At 56.1% G+C, this 17069-nt stretch carries 9 protein-coding genes; 2 read left to right on the top strand and 7 right to left on the bottom strand.

The genetic code is table 11. From position 1 onward, the window contains the following. The first annotated feature begins 1 nt into the window (after position 1). Positions 2 to 871, top strand: coding sequence for a phosphodiester glycosidase family protein (locus tag ACZ5AL_RS09440; protein ID WP_464510122.1), 870 nt, complete (start codon positions 2 to 4; stop codon positions 869 to 871). A 244-nt stretch (positions 872 to 1115) separates the two neighbouring features. Here the strand turns inward: ACZ5AL_RS09440 and ACZ5AL_RS09445 are convergent, their stop codons facing one another. The 4 genes from ACZ5AL_RS09445 to ACZ5AL_RS09460 all read right to left on the bottom strand — a co-directional run bounded on the left by ACZ5AL_RS09445 (position 1116) and on the right by ACZ5AL_RS09460 (position 6180). Further along, complete coding sequence (locus tag ACZ5AL_RS09445; protein WP_464510123.1) at positions 1116 to 2480, bottom strand: Eco57I restriction-modification methylase domain-containing protein; 1365 nt, start codon at positions 2478 to 2480, stop codon at positions 1116 to 1118. A gap of 158 nt (positions 2481 to 2638) precedes the next feature. Continuing rightward, a complete protein-coding gene (locus tag ACZ5AL_RS09450) occupies positions 2639 to 3778 on the bottom strand; it encodes a Nif3-like dinuclear metal center hexameric protein (protein ID WP_464510124.1) in 1140 nt (379 codons plus the stop codon). 333 nt (positions 3779 to 4111) lie between these two features. Next, entirely contained in the window at positions 4112 to 5026 is a 915-nt protein-coding gene (locus ACZ5AL_RS09455) for an NAD-dependent epimerase/dehydratase family protein (protein WP_464510125.1), read from the bottom strand. A gap of 35 nt (positions 5027 to 5061) precedes the next feature. Further along, on the bottom strand, positions 5062 to 6180 hold the full coding sequence (locus tag ACZ5AL_RS09460; RefSeq protein WP_464510126.1) for a 6-phosphofructokinase: 1119 nt from the start codon (positions 6178 to 6180) through the stop codon (positions 5062 to 5064). Positions 6181 to 6393: 213 nt separating this feature from the next. Between ACZ5AL_RS09460 and ACZ5AL_RS09465 the strand changes: the two genes are divergently transcribed. Continuing rightward, on the top strand, positions 6394 to 7902 hold the full coding sequence (locus tag ACZ5AL_RS09465; protein WP_464510127.1) for a hypothetical protein: 1509 nt from the start codon (positions 6394 to 6396) through the stop codon (positions 7900 to 7902). An 814-nt stretch (positions 7903 to 8716) separates the two neighbouring features. On the opposite strand, the gene ACZ5AL_RS09470 is transcribed toward ACZ5AL_RS09465, so the two are convergent. The 3 genes from ACZ5AL_RS09470 to ACZ5AL_RS09480 all read right to left on the bottom strand — a co-directional run bounded on the left by ACZ5AL_RS09470 (position 8717) and on the right by ACZ5AL_RS09480 (position 15922). After that, a complete protein-coding gene (locus tag ACZ5AL_RS09470) occupies positions 8717 to 10900 on the bottom strand; it encodes a GWxTD domain-containing protein (protein ID WP_464510128.1) in 2184 nt (727 codons plus the stop codon). A 604-nt stretch (positions 10901 to 11504) separates the two neighbouring features. Continuing rightward, positions 11505 to 12941 (bottom strand): hypothetical protein, encoded by a 1437-nt coding sequence (locus ACZ5AL_RS09475; RefSeq protein WP_464510129.1) that lies wholly within the window; start codon positions 12939 to 12941, stop codon positions 11505 to 11507. A 113-nt stretch (positions 12942 to 13054) separates the two neighbouring features. Beyond that, positions 13055 to 15922: a carboxypeptidase-like regulatory domain-containing protein gene (locus tag ACZ5AL_RS09480; protein ID WP_464510130.1), complete on the bottom strand. Its 2868-nt coding sequence runs from the start codon at positions 15920 to 15922 to the stop codon at positions 13055 to 13057. Positions 15923 to 17069 lie beyond the last annotated feature (1147 nt).

The raw sequence follows: 17069 nt of genomic DNA on the forward strand, positions 1-17069 counted from the left end.
AATGAAAAAACCAGACCTCCTCTCTACATTCCGCGTTCGCTACGCGCTTTTAACGGGAGTGGCGATCGTGCTACTCATTCTTGGTGGATATGCATATTGGACATCCCGCGTCGCTCCGCATCCAACCACAGAGGTATTCAAGGGCGTGCACTATACCGCGCTTGATATGGAGGCGGAAGGCTACTACGGCGAAGGGCTGGCGCATATCGCCCGCGTTGACCTTACCACTCCCGGCATTGAGCTGTTTACCACACCGGTAGACCCACGAGCCCTGAAGGCGGGCTATCAATATCGACTTCGCTACACCTGGCAGATGGCCTGGCAGCAGAATCTGGCGGTCGTCGTCAACGGTACGCTGTTTCGCACGCCCACCAAGGCGTACTGGCCATACCGATATGCGCATGGCCACCACACGGTCATCTCTGATGGCGAACTAAGCCACCTAAACCCGTCGAGCTACCTACTCTGGTTTGAAGAAGACCACACGCCGCATCTCACCGATACCCGTCCGGCTCCCTATGATGTGCTACAGCGTGCTCAGTGGGGCATAGGCGGTCTGGTGCGAGAGCTGCGCGATGGCAATGTGCATGCTCGCGAACGCGATAGCAAGACCAACCGCTACACCATGATTGCCATCAATCAGGAGACCATGACGTTCTGGATGGCCTCCTTTGATGCCACCACACGGGGCACAGCTGCCCGCATCCTGGCCGACCAGGGCGCTCGTGATGGGATTGTGCTTGATGGGGGCGGCTCCACAGCCTTCTACATGAGCCGACGTGCCCACAACGCCTCTGGCGGACTCCGACTCGGGGGCGCGCGTCCCGTAGCCACGCACATTGGTGTGCGGGCTCAACCGGTGGAGCGATGAACGAGAAGAGGTGCAAACGTATGTCTGCTGGGCGAAGCAAGGACGCAGAGCGTCCGCATTTCGTCGCGACGCGGAGGGGCCGAAGGTCATGCCTGTTGTACATCGCGACGAGGGGTCAAGGGGGTGCATTTTTCTCGGTACGTTAGGGTGCAGCGTTACCCGAAGATTGATCTGTGACAGAACACTATGCTCCTTACACAAACGTACGAACGTACGGCTGGTGCGGTGGGCGGTGCACACCCGACTACAACGCAAGCGTGAATTGCTTCTCCACGTGTAGGCGCTTGGGAATTGGCATTTTCTTGAGTACGCGACTCTGCAAACGAAGATATCCGTTAGCAGCCCGATGGCAGTGGGCTTCCATCCACAGCCGTGCTCGCTCGCTGTTTAGATATGCGGATAACTCTTCGATATCGACGCCTCGCTTCGGAATCGCATAATAAACCGAGTGGCGGGGCACGATCTCGCCTTTCCAATCGACCCAGAAGTACGGCTTGGAAGCTACGTCTTTGAACAGAAGTTTTGGTTGCAGGATCGCTTCCATCGGCGGAGTTTCATGCCAGCTGTACCAGGGCTTGCCGTTCTTTGCGACACAGAAACGCTCTTCCAGTTCTTTGCGATGCGACTTGGCCCAGTCTCCGTACGAACCGAGTTCATCTTCTGGATACAGGGCTCCGGTGTCTGTATAGGGACACAAAAATCGCTTTGGAGGACAATTGAGATCGACCGTGCCCAGTTCTCGTCCGCCCACAGTAGGACGGAGCCATTGCTTGGAGATCGTATCGGGCACGTCATCTGCGTCGATCACGAAGATGCGATCTCGACCGGTTGCTACGCCCGCAGAGATGCGCGTCACCGCATCCCCAAGCACGCTTCCTGTATCTAAATCTAACTGTTTCGCGCCTCGCAGATGAGCCGCCCAACTCTCCCCCGAATCGGGAAGCGTTGTTGTGTAAGTGTCTCCACTACGGAGCGTTACGTTGGTTGTAGAAGACGGCGATTTGCAGATCGTTGTTATCGCCGGATACGTGATGCGCTGCTCAAACGCATTCTCATTGACGTGTTCGATTTCTTTGATATGATGGCTGCCAAGCAAACGGCGCAAAGGCGCTGCCGACTCCACGTAAGTCCACTTTTCCGGTGTCACAAAAGAAAGCAGCCCGCCCTCTTTCAAAAACGCAAGCCCCTGCTCAAAGAAGAGAAAATACAGGTCCATCCGTCCCGTTGCTGAGGAGTATCGTGCACGGTAACGGGCCTTTTCTTCCTCGTCCAACTTTTCAATGCCCACATATGGCGGATTTCCGACGACATAGTCAAATGTACCAAGTGTTTGGGGGCCTACCAAAAGAAAATCGGCCTTGTGATGCGTGACGTGCTGCAGCCCACGCGCTTGTGCGGTTTCGATGTGCTCTAAGTTCAGTTCTACAGCATGCCCTTCTGGGTAGGGCCACCCCTGCGCTTCGCAGATGTTCTCGACAGCAGCACCAAACGGACAGTCTCCCGCTCCGGGGTACAGAATGCGGTCTCCGGTCTCGGGCGCTTTATGACGGAAGAGGTTTTCTACAATGTGATGGGCGAGCCCCACGGGGGTCTGGACATGTCCTTTCATCTTTCACTCCAACGTCTCGAAAAGCTGATCAGGCGGGTCTTGTCCGTCGTTGTTACTGGACTGAATCGGAGTTTTGTTCATGCGTGTAAAGTGATCTTCAAGTCATTGAGCCGCTTCTCCAATGTCGCCAGGCAATTCTTCAGCAACCATGCCACACCCTACCCCTCGGGCACAAACGTACGCATCGGACTGGTGCGGTGGGTGGTGCGCTGCCATGATACGGTTCCAAACCGCTCGTCGAGCCAGTTGCAGAGGAGCGCTTCGGTGAGGGCTTCGGTTTCATAATGCCCGGCGTCGATAAACGCCATCTGCGGCGTGCCTGTGTCCGCATCGAGCACGTTGAAGAAGTCGTGGTACTTCACATCGGCTGTCACGTACGCGTCGGCCCCTGCGCTACGGGCCGCGTGCACCAGACTGCTTCCGGCCCCGCCACACACGGCCACACGCTCTACAGTCGTGTCCGTGGCACCAGCGTAGCGCAGACTGGCGGCATCTAACCGATCGGAGACGCGCGCCAAGAAGTCAGACAGCGAGCACGGGGTATCGAGCGTGCCGATGGCGCCCATCCCGGCCTGGGTGGTGGACTGGTTGAGCGCGTACACGTCGTACGCCACCTCTTCGTATGGATGCGCCTCTTGCATCGCCCGGCGTACGGCGGGGAGCGTCCACTGCGTCACTTCCATCTCCAGCCGGATTTCCTCGGCTTGCTCGATGTCGCCACCCGCTGTGCCAATGTACGGGTCGGTGCCTTCGCCCGGACGAAACGTACCGGTGCCAGTAGACCGAAACGCGCAGGCATCGTAGTCGCCAATGCGTCCGCCTCCAGCATCAGCCATCGCGGCGTGCACCGATTCGGCGTGCTCAACGGGCACAAACGTGACCAGCTTATACGACACATCATCCATGGGCGCAAGAAAGGTCGGATCTGCCACGCCCAGCCGCTCGGCTAACGCCATGGATACGCCTCCATGCGCCGCATCCAGATTCGTGTGGATGCAGTACAGCGCGATGCCGTGCTCGGCCAGCTGCAACGCCAGATGATTTACGTATTCCCCATCGGTAACGTGCGAGAGCGAGCCAAAGATGAGCGGGTGGTGTGTTACGATCAGTTCGGCGCCCGTGTCAATGGCCTCCTGAAGGACATCGTGGGTCAGGTCCAGCGCCACCAGTCCACGCGTCACCTCGGTATTCGACCGGCCTACGTGCAGACCTACGTTGTCGTAATCTTGGGCTGAGGCTGGCGGGGCCCATTGTTCAAGCGCGCTGGTGATGGTGCGAATGGTTGGATAAGCAGGCATGGAAACACGTTAGGCATCACGAAAAAGAACAGCGGGTTAGGGGTAGAGCAGTTGCTTTCTGGAGTTCTTACTGGTGTGTCACAGGTCACAATCGGCGGACAGGCCGTGGAGGCGTCACAGCACGTATCTGTTTAGCGTGGTACAATGGCCGCCCGGGATATCCGCTCCGCTCCTGATCCCGGGCTATAAAACGGCGCGACGTAAGCAATCCCATAGCCGGGGACCGCTTGCGTCCCCGGCGATCTGTGGGACATCGCTAAACACGTACCGGGGGAGGAAGGGTAGGACGGAGGGGAAACACTCGTCTGAATTAGCGTATCCAGAATTGGCACACTACATCTCCGCCAGATACGAAAGCGCCTCTGGAGTGAACGGGGTGTGCTCCACATCAAACGTTTCGTTGAAGCGTGTCGAATCGCCGGTGTTACCGCCGATAAGCATGTAAAACTGCGCAGGCGAAATGGGCAGCAGTCCGACGCGTCCCACCGTGTTCACGCCCAGCTTAGCAACCGGCAGGGGCACCTTCAGTTTGGGCTTCGGATCGTGGCCCCACCCCTGCGTAATGCGATCCAAGATTTCGATATACGAGAGCCGGTCGGGGCCACCTACCATGAACGTAACGCCGTGTGCGTCATCTGTCGTTAACGCCTGTGCAAATCCTTCCGCCATCGCCTCTACCGCCACCGGCTGCAGTGCATACTGTCCGTCTCCAAAAACCGGAAGCACCGGAAACGGACGAACCAGGTCATCGACCAGGCGCGAGGCAAACTCCACGTTGGTGGGACGCGGATCGCCAAACACAATGGAGGGCCGCATGATCGCCCAGTGTCCAAAGTCGGCTTTCTCCACGATACGTTCGGCTTCCCACTTGGTGGTCTGGTAGCCAGTGCCTTCGGGCGCCGCTCCGTTCGCACTCATGTGAATGAACGTGTCCACACCAGCCTGTTTAGCGGCGGCCACAATGTTGCGCGTGCCATCGACGTGGATGCGCTCAAACGTAAGGCCTTGGCGCGGCTGCTCGTCGATGATGCCGACAAGATGAATCACCGCGTCGCAATCGTCGAGCGCGCCGTCGAGCGATGCGGGATTCGTAATATCGCCCTCCACACGGCGAATCGATGTGCTACCGGCATGAAGCGGCGCATCGGGGTTGCGCATCAGACACGTTACGGTGTGGCCGTGCGCATCGAGGGCTTTCAAGACATACGAGCCCACAAATCCAGTGGCGCCCGTCAAAAAAACATGCATGGGGGATCCAGAAGGTTGGTCAAAAAAACAGATGGTTACGGCATGGGAGCGGCACCGGCCATCGACACATCCAAGTCAGGCAGCCCGAACGACGTACCCATCGCAACTCCAGAAGCAATGAGAGGCGCATTGCGGGGTACGGTGCGCACCTCATCGGCAACATCTTTCAGCGGGATGTGGGTGAAGCGCCCTTCTTGACGCGCCACCATTACCCCAAACGTTTCACGCGCTACCAACTCGGCCGCTTTCGCGCCAAATGCCGTGGATAACGTACGGTCGTACGCCGTAGGCGTGCCGCCGCGCTGCATGTGTCCTAAAATGGTGGTGCGCACCTCGCTGTTAATCTCCGGCTTCAGTTGCTTAGCCAGCGCGTTGGCTACGCCGCCCAGTCGAATTGAATCGGTGCTTTCTTCCACCGTTTCGCGGACGGTAAACGATCCCCCTTTGGGCTTGGCTCCCTCGGCAATGGAAATGATTGTAAACTGTTGCCCTACCGATTCGCGTCGTTTGCACACGCGCACCACTTCATCGACCTCATAAGGAAGCTCCGGGATCAGGATTACGTCGGCCCCACTGGCCACCCCGGCATGCAATGCAATCCACCCGGCATAGCGGCCCATGGTCTCCACAATCATCACACGGTGGTGGCTTTGCGCCGTGGTGTGGATGCGATCCATCGCCTCAGTGGCAATGTGCACCGCGGTGTCGAATCCGAAGGTGCGGTCGGTACCCATCAGATCATTGTCGATGGTCTTCGGCACGCCCACAATGTTCATCCCCAGCTTTTCCAGGCGATGCGAAATCGACATCGTTCCATCACCGCCAATGGCCACAATCGCATCTAACTGCAGCTGCCTGTACGTCTCCAGCGCACGAGCCGACACATCCGCCCCGCCGCTGGCATAGTATTCAAACGGATTCGCCTTATTACTTGCGCCCAGAATGGTGCCCCCCTGTGTAAGGATACCGCTCACATCACGATAGGTGAGCGTCTCGGTCATCCCCTCAATGAGCCCCCGAAAGCCCTCTCGGATGCCCACAATATCAGCATTATGCTGCGATATGAGACTTTTCGTTACCGCACGAATGACCGCATTGAGTCCAGGACAGTCGCCCCCACCGGTCAGCACGCCAACACGCAAAGAAGTAGACATAAACAAGGTGTTTTGGGAAGTAGCAACAATACATGCCCAACATCGGAAGAAAGACGGACGGGGTCAAGGTCCTATGCAGAACTGTTTCATTTTTAGACTGATGTCAATTCCTACACAAGGGGCCTTCGGGGCTGCCGCGAACCTTCGTATCTACCTGTCCCGTACAGCTCTGTAGGGATTTCGCTTTCTTCTGATACGCTTGTCTACACACCTATGCATCAACACACACCCTATTTCACCTATCTTCTGAGCAGCGTTTTGCTGCTTGCTCTCGTTGGATGTGGCCCGGACGATCCGGAAGAGCCAGATGACACCCCCGACCACACGCCCCCTGCTTTTCTGGTAGCTCACATGCTGGATGACGACGGCACGCCGGTTTTCCAGGACGACGTAGCCCGCTTTGAGGACTTCAGCCACCATATGCACGGCACCTCGATGATCGGCGGCATTTCGCGCGATAGCGAGATGGGCCATGCCAACTATCGTCCCGACTTGGCTGAAGATGCGCAGGCGCAGCGCGGCGAGGATTGGCTTGACGCCGTCACGATCCTGCAGCGCTATTTCTCTGACAATGGCAGACTCAATGCAGCGGTAAACCTGGATGGGACGCCGCTTTCCTCCGACGAAACGACCGATCTGCGCCTCTACAGTCCGGCTACCTATGCGTATCACATCCACCACCGTGCCGACCGCTGGGCCGACCACGGACTGGAAGACGCTATGACGTACGACCCGGTGGCCTACCATACCCCCCTGGGCGGCTACCTGATGGACAACCACTACAGTGATGGGCGTCTCACGCATGATGCAGAAGGCGAAGAGGCCGACCTTTACAGCATGAGCCACGCCGGAGCCGCCCTGCACGCAGCTGTCTACGCGTGGGTCCGGTGGGACAAGCCCGGCGGGGCCGACGACATGGGGCAGCTCAGCGAAGATCGACTGGCTGGATGGATGAGCGGCTATGATCCGGATACTATGGTGGAGATGGCCCGCGAACTAGCTGATACGTGGGACGACCATTGGGATGACAACCTTGGTGCCTACCACGATGGCACGGGAGACGCCGATGCGGTGACGCTCGACCTCGAAACCGTGGGCGCTCTGCTACACGCCCACAAAGCGTGGTACGAAATGCTCCACGTTTTCGGTGATGATGACGACCGCGAACTGGCCCGCGTTCTCTTTGAACGCAGTGCTGACCTGCTTGACACAACGCTCGACCTGGCCGAGCCTTGGGGACTGCCCAACGAGATCCGCTTTGAGGATGGCACCGCCCATGCCGCCAGCGAAACGATGTCGGTGCAGGCGCTGTGGACGTTCGTGAATCACCTGACGGGCGGATTCAGCTATCTGCGGGAGCGGGAGGGCACCGCCCAATATCTCGACGCCCATCGCCCCGACTTAATCGACAAGGCGAATGCTTTTACGGATCAGCAACTCCAGGGCGCGCTCGACTACCACCTGGCCGATGATCGCCTTGTTACGGAGCTGGACTTCGACTCCGGCGAGATCACAGACGACACTGCTCGTTCGGCGCCCATCGGCATGTTCTTGACAGCGGCTGGCAACGCCTACAGCAACGGCTCCGCCTTTGCCGCAGCAAGCGACTGGGACGATGTGGATGGCGAAGTTGCCGAGCGCAGCGAGCGTCTGTACGACGTGATGGTGGACCATGCTGAGCTTCTGGAGACCACCTTCCGCGTGGCCCCTGAAGACTTGTGATGCCGCATTCGTTCATGCTGCATCATACCAACCCTGCATGCTCCGTTGACGTGCGAAAGAATGGATGGGTGGATGGATGGACAAAAAGTCGATCTGTTCATCCACCCATTCGCTACCTCTGATGCTTTGTAAAGAAGCGCGCTGCAAGGAGATGATTGCCCGCATGCCAAAATGCAGTGGAAGACCTCTTTGCGAAGGTGTCGTTGCGGACGGAGTGACACGATTTCATATCGTCAGGTCCTGTGGCATCGCCAACTTTCGGGGGTTACACGGCGCTAAGTGAAGTCACGTGTCAATATTGGAGTTCAGGGAGAGTGACAGCCTGCCCGATGATAATAACAAAACACCTGTCATGGTGAGCGCAGCCGAACCATCTCCGCGAGGTTCAGCGGCTACTGGTGATTCAACGGCCCTGCCCAATTCGTAGGAGATCTTTCGACTCCGCGTCTCCTAGGCGGAGCCGCTCCGCTCAAGATGACATCATTAAAACGGGGCGCGTTGCAACCCGAAGATTGACCTGTGAGACAACACTACTGCTCCGTCACAGGCCAATCTTCGGGTAACGCATGTACCCTCTAACGTACCGAGAACTCACAATCTTGTCATTGCGAGCGCAGCGAAGCAATCTCATGCTATCAGGCCGGGTGCAGACGCCCAATCAACGGTATGAGATCGCACCCCAAGAGTACTCGTTCGCTGCGCTCACAGCGCCGCGTCAGTCGCAGGCTCCCTCCTCGCGATGACAATGTTGGACCCTAACAATCACGTGTGGCACACAGTACTACCACCGTTTGGGAAGCTGCTATCCCGCGTGTCAATCCATTGCCATGGTGGGCGCAGTATCTTGGAGCGCAAACTGAAGCGTACGCTCCGTAGTGGCTCCGCTAACCTCGTCGGTCACGCGTACGGTAACGGTGACCTCCTCATCGCGATCGAGCCCTTCCCACGCCTCCATATCCAGCAACAGCATCTCCTCAGTCCGTCGCGCGTCGCCTTCATACGTCGATGTCGTACTGGTTTGCTGACGCTCCTCTCCCCGCAACCACCGCGCTATGCGTCCGCGTGTCTGCAGGCGATCTACTTCCAGATCGACGGTATACCGTGTTCGGTCATCGGCGTCAAACATGAGGTGATATACCTCAAAGTACAGCCCCAGCGGCGTATCCTGCTGCGCGTGCTGCATCGGATACGGCGTCAGTTCATCACGCCGAAGGGTATGTACATCCTGCCCTGATCCGGCGGTAAAGAGTTTCAAGTCACTCACCTCCAAGGTATTGCCGCTGCCATCAAGCGCCTGTAATGTATCGATGCGCTCCACCGTGCGGCGCATCACATAATTGCCCGCATCAGCCGGACGTTCGCCCATCAACTGATCCCACTGCAGGGCCAGGTGAAAGATCGGTTCATCCGTTTCGACCGTAATCGTTTGGGGTGCAAGTTGGTCGTGTGCATCAGACTCGCTCACGACGTGTGCAGCGCGCGCCCGTTCGCTGGAACGATGATCTTCATGCTCCAAATTGAGATTGGTAACCAGGCGATGTCTGGTGGGCAGATTGTCGGTATCACGGTCTTCCCACCGGTCGTGGTGAAACTCGCCGGGCGGAATATCAGACGTGGACACGGTCCAGTATACATCTGTACGCGTGGTCCCGTCTTCGTTCAGAAAGCGGGCCCACCGTTTGGCGATAGGCAACGACGGACGGCTTTCGCCCAGGTCAGATTGGTGCGCTCCAACGATTTCTTCGCGTTTCCTGTTGAGCCGCCGATCCTCACGCGCACTGCGCTCATGGATATTACCGGCATAATGCCCCATACCCGGCTCGCCATGCATTAAGCCTCCGGCTCCAAGCGCAGCAACTACATTGCCCACCTCGGTGTAGCGCCCCATGTAGGTAGGGTTTTGCAATGAAAGCTGCCGGAGAGCCACCTCCATGCTGCGCAAGAACGCATACGCCTGCTCTTGATTGCGGCTGCCCCCTGCGTACTGCCCCCGCTGCAATGATCGGGGAAATAAGTCCGTCACTTCTCCAATACGATAAACGCCCGCATTGTCTTTCACAAACAGGAAGTTGACTTCGTCGCCCAGGTTATGATACCACCAGAACTCGTTTTCGGCAAAGTCGAAGGTGTTAAGTCGTCGATTTTCCTGAATCACATCGCGCCGAAACTGGGCATCATGAAAGTCCACTTCTTTCGACCCAGAGGGCAGCCCAAGACGAATGAGTATCTTGCCCCGATCGTCGACTACGTCCCCACTTTTGAAGTACTGATGGGCGTAGGCTACACGCCCGAGATGTTCGAGCAGCCGCTCGTTATGAGGTGTAGCAGGCAGCCGATCTTCGCGGCGCCACCATCCTTGCAATATCTCTACTGCATGTTCAGACGGTTGCATCGATGCGTTTTGCTGTTGCAGTTCATCTGGATTTATACCCGTTCGCGCCTGGATCGAGTCAGGTAGAATGATGGCCACCTCCCAGGCATGCTGACGCACAAGGTTCTGATGGGCTTTTTCAAGTGTATCGACCCCTTCGATCCAAGATATCAAATCTAGATATGCATATGATGCAAGCTGATGATAGGTCGCCTGATCGTACGCAAACGTAGTGCGTATGAGCTGATCCATACTGGAAAGTCGGTGCGGATCGTCGCGATCCAGTTGGTTGAGCGTTTGTTGCCACGTGGCGAGCGCTTGCTGAACTGAGCCGGTTTCACGATATGCAACGCCCAGCCAGTATCCAACCGGCTGGTCGTTGTACACCACAGCCGGATCCGCTTGCACGACCGGGGCAAGATGCTCTATCGCCTCCGCGTAGGCCTCATTCTGAATCGCACTCACCCCGGCCTCAATGTCGGTGGCCTGCCCCCATGCTGCTGTTGGGCCCCCTGTAACGGCAACAATCCAAAGCGTGGTGAGAAGCAGCCTGCTTATCCACTGCACGGCCCCGTTGACGTAGGGAATGCCTCGTTTCGAGATTCTGTGCTCACCTAAGGCAAGCATACCCGTACCCAACTTAATCATGACAGCTTGGCGAGGTTAGTCGCACACTGTTTGAGAACTGAATAGCCTGTGGTAAAGGATAACGCCCTGGCTGGTTAGTCGTTTCTTGACAAAGGTGGAATATATTGTCTTCTGTGTGGGATGGGATGGATAATGTACACATCAGTCTTGGGTAGCAACGCCTGTCTCCTCGTGTCGATGGACCCGAGGCATGACCGTACGGTCCCTCTGCGTCGGCACCGTCTTCAAAACGCTTCTGCGTTCCTATAAGGCCTCTATGCTTCACCGATGTAGGTATCCAAGCGGGAACACAAGGACGCAGAGCGTCCACCGCTTCGTCGCGACGCGGAGCATCGCGACGAGTGTTCTGTGGGTATTGTGCTGGCCGATAATGGCTTACTAAAAAATATGTTTGCACCTTGTCATCGCGAGGAGGAAGTGTGTGCGCTGCAGTTGTTTGATACGGATCAGGAAATGTATCAAACAGAGGGCCTCAAACACACAAAGCCCACCGCATGACGCGGCAGGCTTTGTGATGATTTAAGTGCGCACAGACCCACTATCGAAAGCAGGTTAACATACGCATCCGATTCCGTTCATCTGATCAGGGAAGATCATTGGGCAGGTTCGGATTGTTCAGGCGCTCGGCGAGCGTGATAGGCAAGTGCGCCCACACGTTATCGGCGAGGTGCCATCCATGACGGTCTATATCGAGGCCATCAATGTTGAACAGCGTAGCCCGGCGTTGATCGGGAAGACGGAGCGACATGGTGAACAGCTCCTTGTCTCGCTCTACGTAGATGGTGTTCATGCCATCGTAGTCAGCGGCATCAATTTCGTCAAGGCCGTGCGATTCGCGAACTTCGTTGACCTGCTCAAGAGCGAGAGCATCTTCCCCATTGCGCTGATTGATTTCAGCCAGCATGAGGTGATTTTCTTGCCACGTCGCAAAGTCGATATTATCGCCGCGGTTGGTATAGAGGCCCTGCGCATAAAGCGGGACCGAATCCCCATCGCCAAAGCCAATATCTACACGGAGTGGATGCTCACCTTCTCGGTTCAGGAGGGTGGCGCCGCCGTCAATGACTTGACCAGCGTCTTCGCCATCAAACTGCGGAATGCGAACAGATTCCGGGCTTTCAAGATCGCCATCCAGGTACTCAGCACCGTGGAAGAAGCGCGGCGCCGCTACGGCTTGGGTACGGCCTGGGCCTCCTTGCGAGAACCAGGTGTTTTGCTGATTTCCTGACCCATCCCGATAGATGTTCTGGAAAGGGGCATCACCCGGTTCAAGACCTTCACTGGCGCGAGCCTCAGCCTCGGCAAGATCATCCTGGAAAAGCGCAATCCGTGCCTTAATCGTGTTGATGAGACGCGTCTGGTACGCATCAGCAAACGGAAGCGCATCGTTGAGCTTGCTAAGTGCACGATCATACATATCCGCGGAGGCGATAAACTCGCCGCGCTCGGTATCAGCCGGATTTTCGAGTTCAGAGATTACGCCACCACCCGGGCTGTTAATGCCCGGCTCCAGTCCAAAGTAGGTCGCCCAGTAATACCGAGCTACGCCACCATGAAAGTTGGCTTTGTAATTGCCTTGAATCCACAGTGGGTCGTCTTCCCCTTCTTCAAAGGCATCGGCACCGATTTCATTAAGACGACGCAGCAGATCGTCGGCCAAGAACCGGTACTGGCCAAGGTGATTTTGCGTACCATCCACCGAGTTATTGTTCAGTGGATTGGTGTCAGACGGAAGCCCGCGCATCAGATCACGGAAGGTAGGGAAGGTAGCGCCTCCCCCGATGCCACCGCCAAAGATGAACTGGTCGGACATCAGTCCGGCTTGCACGCTCATGTTGTCTTGCACGTTGTTGCTACGTGCCTGGACTCCGTTAATAACGAACTCCATTTGTTCAGGATCAGTGAGCTCGGCATCTCCCACCGTTGAGATGGGGTCGAGCGTATCATCGATGATGCTGTCACATGCTGTAAGGCTCAAGGCCACAACAAGGACGGCTGTAAAAAGAGATAGTAGTCTCATAGTCGTATAAGCTAACGTATTTGTATTCGTGGAAAATGGAGTCCCCGGTGGGGGCTGCCTTTTGCCATAGGCACTGGCAGCCCCATGAGGACGCTTTTGCTAGCCAAGGGGGTTTAGAACCCAAGCGTCAGACTAATCTGGAACTCCCGCGATTGCGGCAGTGTCAGGAAGTCTTGTCCACGAATCAGGCCCCGGCCTCCGTCAAAGTTTACTTCCGGATCGGGTCCTGAGTAGTTAGTGAAGGTAAACAGGTTGCGCGCGGCAAATCCGAGCGTCACGTTGTTTACCGGAGTGGCCCCACTGCGCTGAAGCAAGTCGGTAAAGTTATACCGAGCCGACACTTCGCGAATCTTGATCCAGTCAGCATCTTCGACAAAGTTAGCATCGAAGTTGGTATTGGTGCGCGCGAACTGCTCGGCAATATCGATATACTCATCGGTGCCGGGCGTAAGCTGGTCAAGGCGATCCGACAGTTCGTTTCGAACCGGATAGCCCCCTGTTCCTGCACCAAAGCCTGCGGTGCTGTTAAAGACCTGGTGGCCTGCTGCATATTCGGCAAACGCGCTCAGCGACAGGTTCTCGAAGAGCGTTGCGTTGATGCGAAGCCCACCGGTGTGATCCGGAATCGGGTTTCCAACCTGGGTGCGTTCGCCGGTTTGTGGACCGGTGTAGACGCCATCCTCATCGAAGTTGGCCCCGATAACGGGCACGAGAAAGAAGGCCTGACGCGGCAATCCGGGTTTCAACACATTACGGTTGAATCCACCAAAGATCTCATCCCGATCGTCGCCGAGATCTTGGACTTCGCTCCACTGATAGCCGTAAGTGAAGGTCAGGTCCAGACGAGCCGACTCAGACACGTAAGGCGTAGCACCCAACGTAAGCTCAAGACCACGGCTGTTAATGCCCCCTACGTTTGTGGGAAGGGCCTGGAAGCCAAATCCGCTTGAGGACGGCAGGGGCGCACTGATAATCGAATCAGTGGCCCATTGCCACCATGCGGTAATATCGGCGGAGTAGCGATCGTAGAGGTCAAAGTCAATTCCTGTTTCGAACTCACGAATGCGCTCCGGCTCAATCTCCGGGTTTCCTACCGAGCTGATCGAGGCACTCCCGCCAAACTCGGCAACGGTAGCGGCAAAGCGCAGCGGTTCACCATCCAGCAGTCCGGGCAGTTCACCGGTTTCCCCATAGGCCGAACGGAACGTCAGGTTAGTAAAGGCATCGGGCACGAAGTCAAAGTTCGACAGCGTAACCGATCCTGTTACACTCGGATACAGCACACTCGAAACGTCTTCCCCGAACGAGGTGGCTACATCACGACGCACCAATCCTGTGAGTGTATACGTGTTATCGAATATAAACTCCTGCTGCATAAACAGGCCGCCGGTCCGCTCATTGAATTGGCCTTCACCAATATCGAAGAACTCGGCACCAGTGCCAATGTCCGTAATGAGTTCATTGGCGAAGTCGCGCGCTGTGCTAAAGGATGTTCGACGCGTGATATCGGTATACTGGCCTCCAACAAGCGTGGTAGCACGCAGATCAGGTGTAATGTTGTACCCATAAGAGGCCTGTGCGTCGAAGTTATAGTTGTCGTTCTGACGCATAAAGATGTTGCGTTCACCATCGGTACCAATGCCCGAATAGAAGAACCCAGGCGGACGCGTCCGGTCTTGGCGACGGGTTGAGGAGTCAAAGCCCGCTGTTGCCTGGAGCGTCAAGTTGTCGATCGGCTCCCAGCTTCCGCGCAGCGATCCTTGGAAGCGGTTGACGCGCTGAATGTCCACCATTTGGTTGATGGCGAGACTATCCGTAAACAGATAGGGCGTGGGAAGAAGCAACGTGTTACCCAGATACCCCTGCACGTTGTTATCGTTGTCGGGGCGCTCCAACTCGTTCAACGTGAACGATGCATTGGCGCGAATCGAGACATCCTCTGTAGGGAATGCTTCGAAGTTACCACGCATGGTCGTCCGCTCGCCCTCATTACGAGGGAGCGTTCCATCTATAATGCGATGGTTAACCGATGCAAAGAAGCGGGCAAAGTCCGCCCCACCAGAGGCGGATACCTGGTGCTCTTGCACTGACCCGGTGCTGAAAAGATCGTTGGCGAGATCAGCCGTTACATGATTACGGTCGCTGTATTCACGTTCTTGATTGCTCCACCCGGCGGTGCCACGGTACTCCACGTTAAACGAGGGCTCCGCTGAGAAGCTACCGCTTTTGGTGGTAATGAGTACAACACCGTTCGACCCATCCACACCATAGATCGCCGCACCAGATGGTCCGCGAATGATGTCGATGTTTTCGATGTCGCTGGGATTTAGATCAGCCAACGGGGAAACCCCCTGTCCACCAGCTCCAAATCCAGTAACTTCATTATTGTCGATGCGGGTACCGTCCACATAGATGGCCGGCTGGCCGTCACCGCCAAGGCCGCCCCCACCGCGAACGTTAAAGCGAATGCCGCCGCCCACGTTACCAGACGACGCGCTGGCACTTACGCCGGCTACGTTGCCGCTAATAAGTTGCGATACGTTGTCGAAGCTGGCACGCTCGGCAATATCAGAGGCATCAACACGCCCCACGGATACACGGCTTTGCGTGCGATCGCGCTGAATACCAAGGGCTCCAACGACGACTTCACCAAGCTGCTCTTGCGCAATTTCGAGCGGAATATCGACGGTGAGTGTTTCGTCCGCCACGACTTCAATGTCTTGCGTGAACGTCTGGTAGCCTACAAATGAGGCCGTGAGCGTATGGGTGCCTTCAGGAACAGTCAGCGAGAAGCTCCCTTCCGCGTCTGTGGCTGCTCCAATACCTAATTCAGGAATTTGGACGGTTGTACCGGGCAGCGGCTCTTCGCTGTCGGCATCGGTTACGGTTCCAGTAACCGTTCCGTCCTGTGCAAAAACGAGCCCGGGTGCTAATAGTAGCACCACAAGCCCACACAGAAACTGTGTAGCTAATCTTTTCATGGTATGTGGTATCCTCTGTCTAGCAAAAACGATGAGCGGCACATCCTAATCGAATAACTGCCCCCTGCTGCTGGCCTGCCCTTCGCGTATATAGTATAGCAGCACATGCGTATCGTAGCATATACTGTACCTCTACATACAGAGAAGAACATATCGGTGAAGTGATGCAAGATGGCTAAACGATGCAAATTTGTGAACCTGCGTCTTTAAGTAAAGCATCGGTTCCTAATTAGCACTGCAGCTACTTACATGATATCCTGCATCTATATCAGATAGCAGGCACTTCACAACCAAACATTGGAGAAACGTGGTTGAGTCGTCTTCGAAGAAGAACGCTTTCGCGTCTTATCTGCAACGTCCTCTCCCTCGTTCGAACTCCTATGGAGGGTGGGCACAGAAGCCCTGACGTATATGGTCAGGATGTTACCATTTCGTGTACCCATGATTAAGAACTGTGTAGGTCTTTATCAAGGGGCAGTGGATATATTCTTCTTATCTATCATCTGTTATAAGGATATACACAAAATAATCCCGAGAATAAGCTCAATATAAATGAGACACAAAAGGGGACCTCTGTCCGCTAAAGCCTTCTTTTTACGCTTTATGTCTCATATCCTGTCAGAATGTATTCGATAAATTTGAACGAACCGTGAATAAAAACAATTAACTTCTACCTAGTGCTCGAAAGCCGTTCTTCGTTGATCAAATGCGTGAGTAGGCTACTTCCCAAATGATAGAACTCGCCCCATTGGGCCAGCTACGCTCTGAACCAGCTACGCTCTGAACCAGCTACGCTCTGAATGTGAGGTCCCATGAGAAGACACTTTGGCGCTATAGAACATAGGCTTTAGGTATGTGCACAAACGTATCTTCGCGTATGTCATTGCGAGCGCAGCGAAGCGCCCCGGCCGTAGGGAGGACGTGTTCTTGGAGTGCAATCTCATGCTATCAGACCGGATGCAGCTATCCACTCAACGGCATGAGATCGCACCCCAAGAGTACTCGTTCGCTACCGCTCACAGCGCCGCGTCGGTCGCAGGCTCCCTTCTCGCGATGACAATGTTAGGGTACGGGGACCGTGCCAAACTCTGTGTCCCAATCCCCTCCAAAAACCTGTCATGGTGAGCGCAGCCGAACCATCTCCCCG

The sequence above is a fragment of the Natronotalea proteinilytica genome, assembly GCF_055379935.1.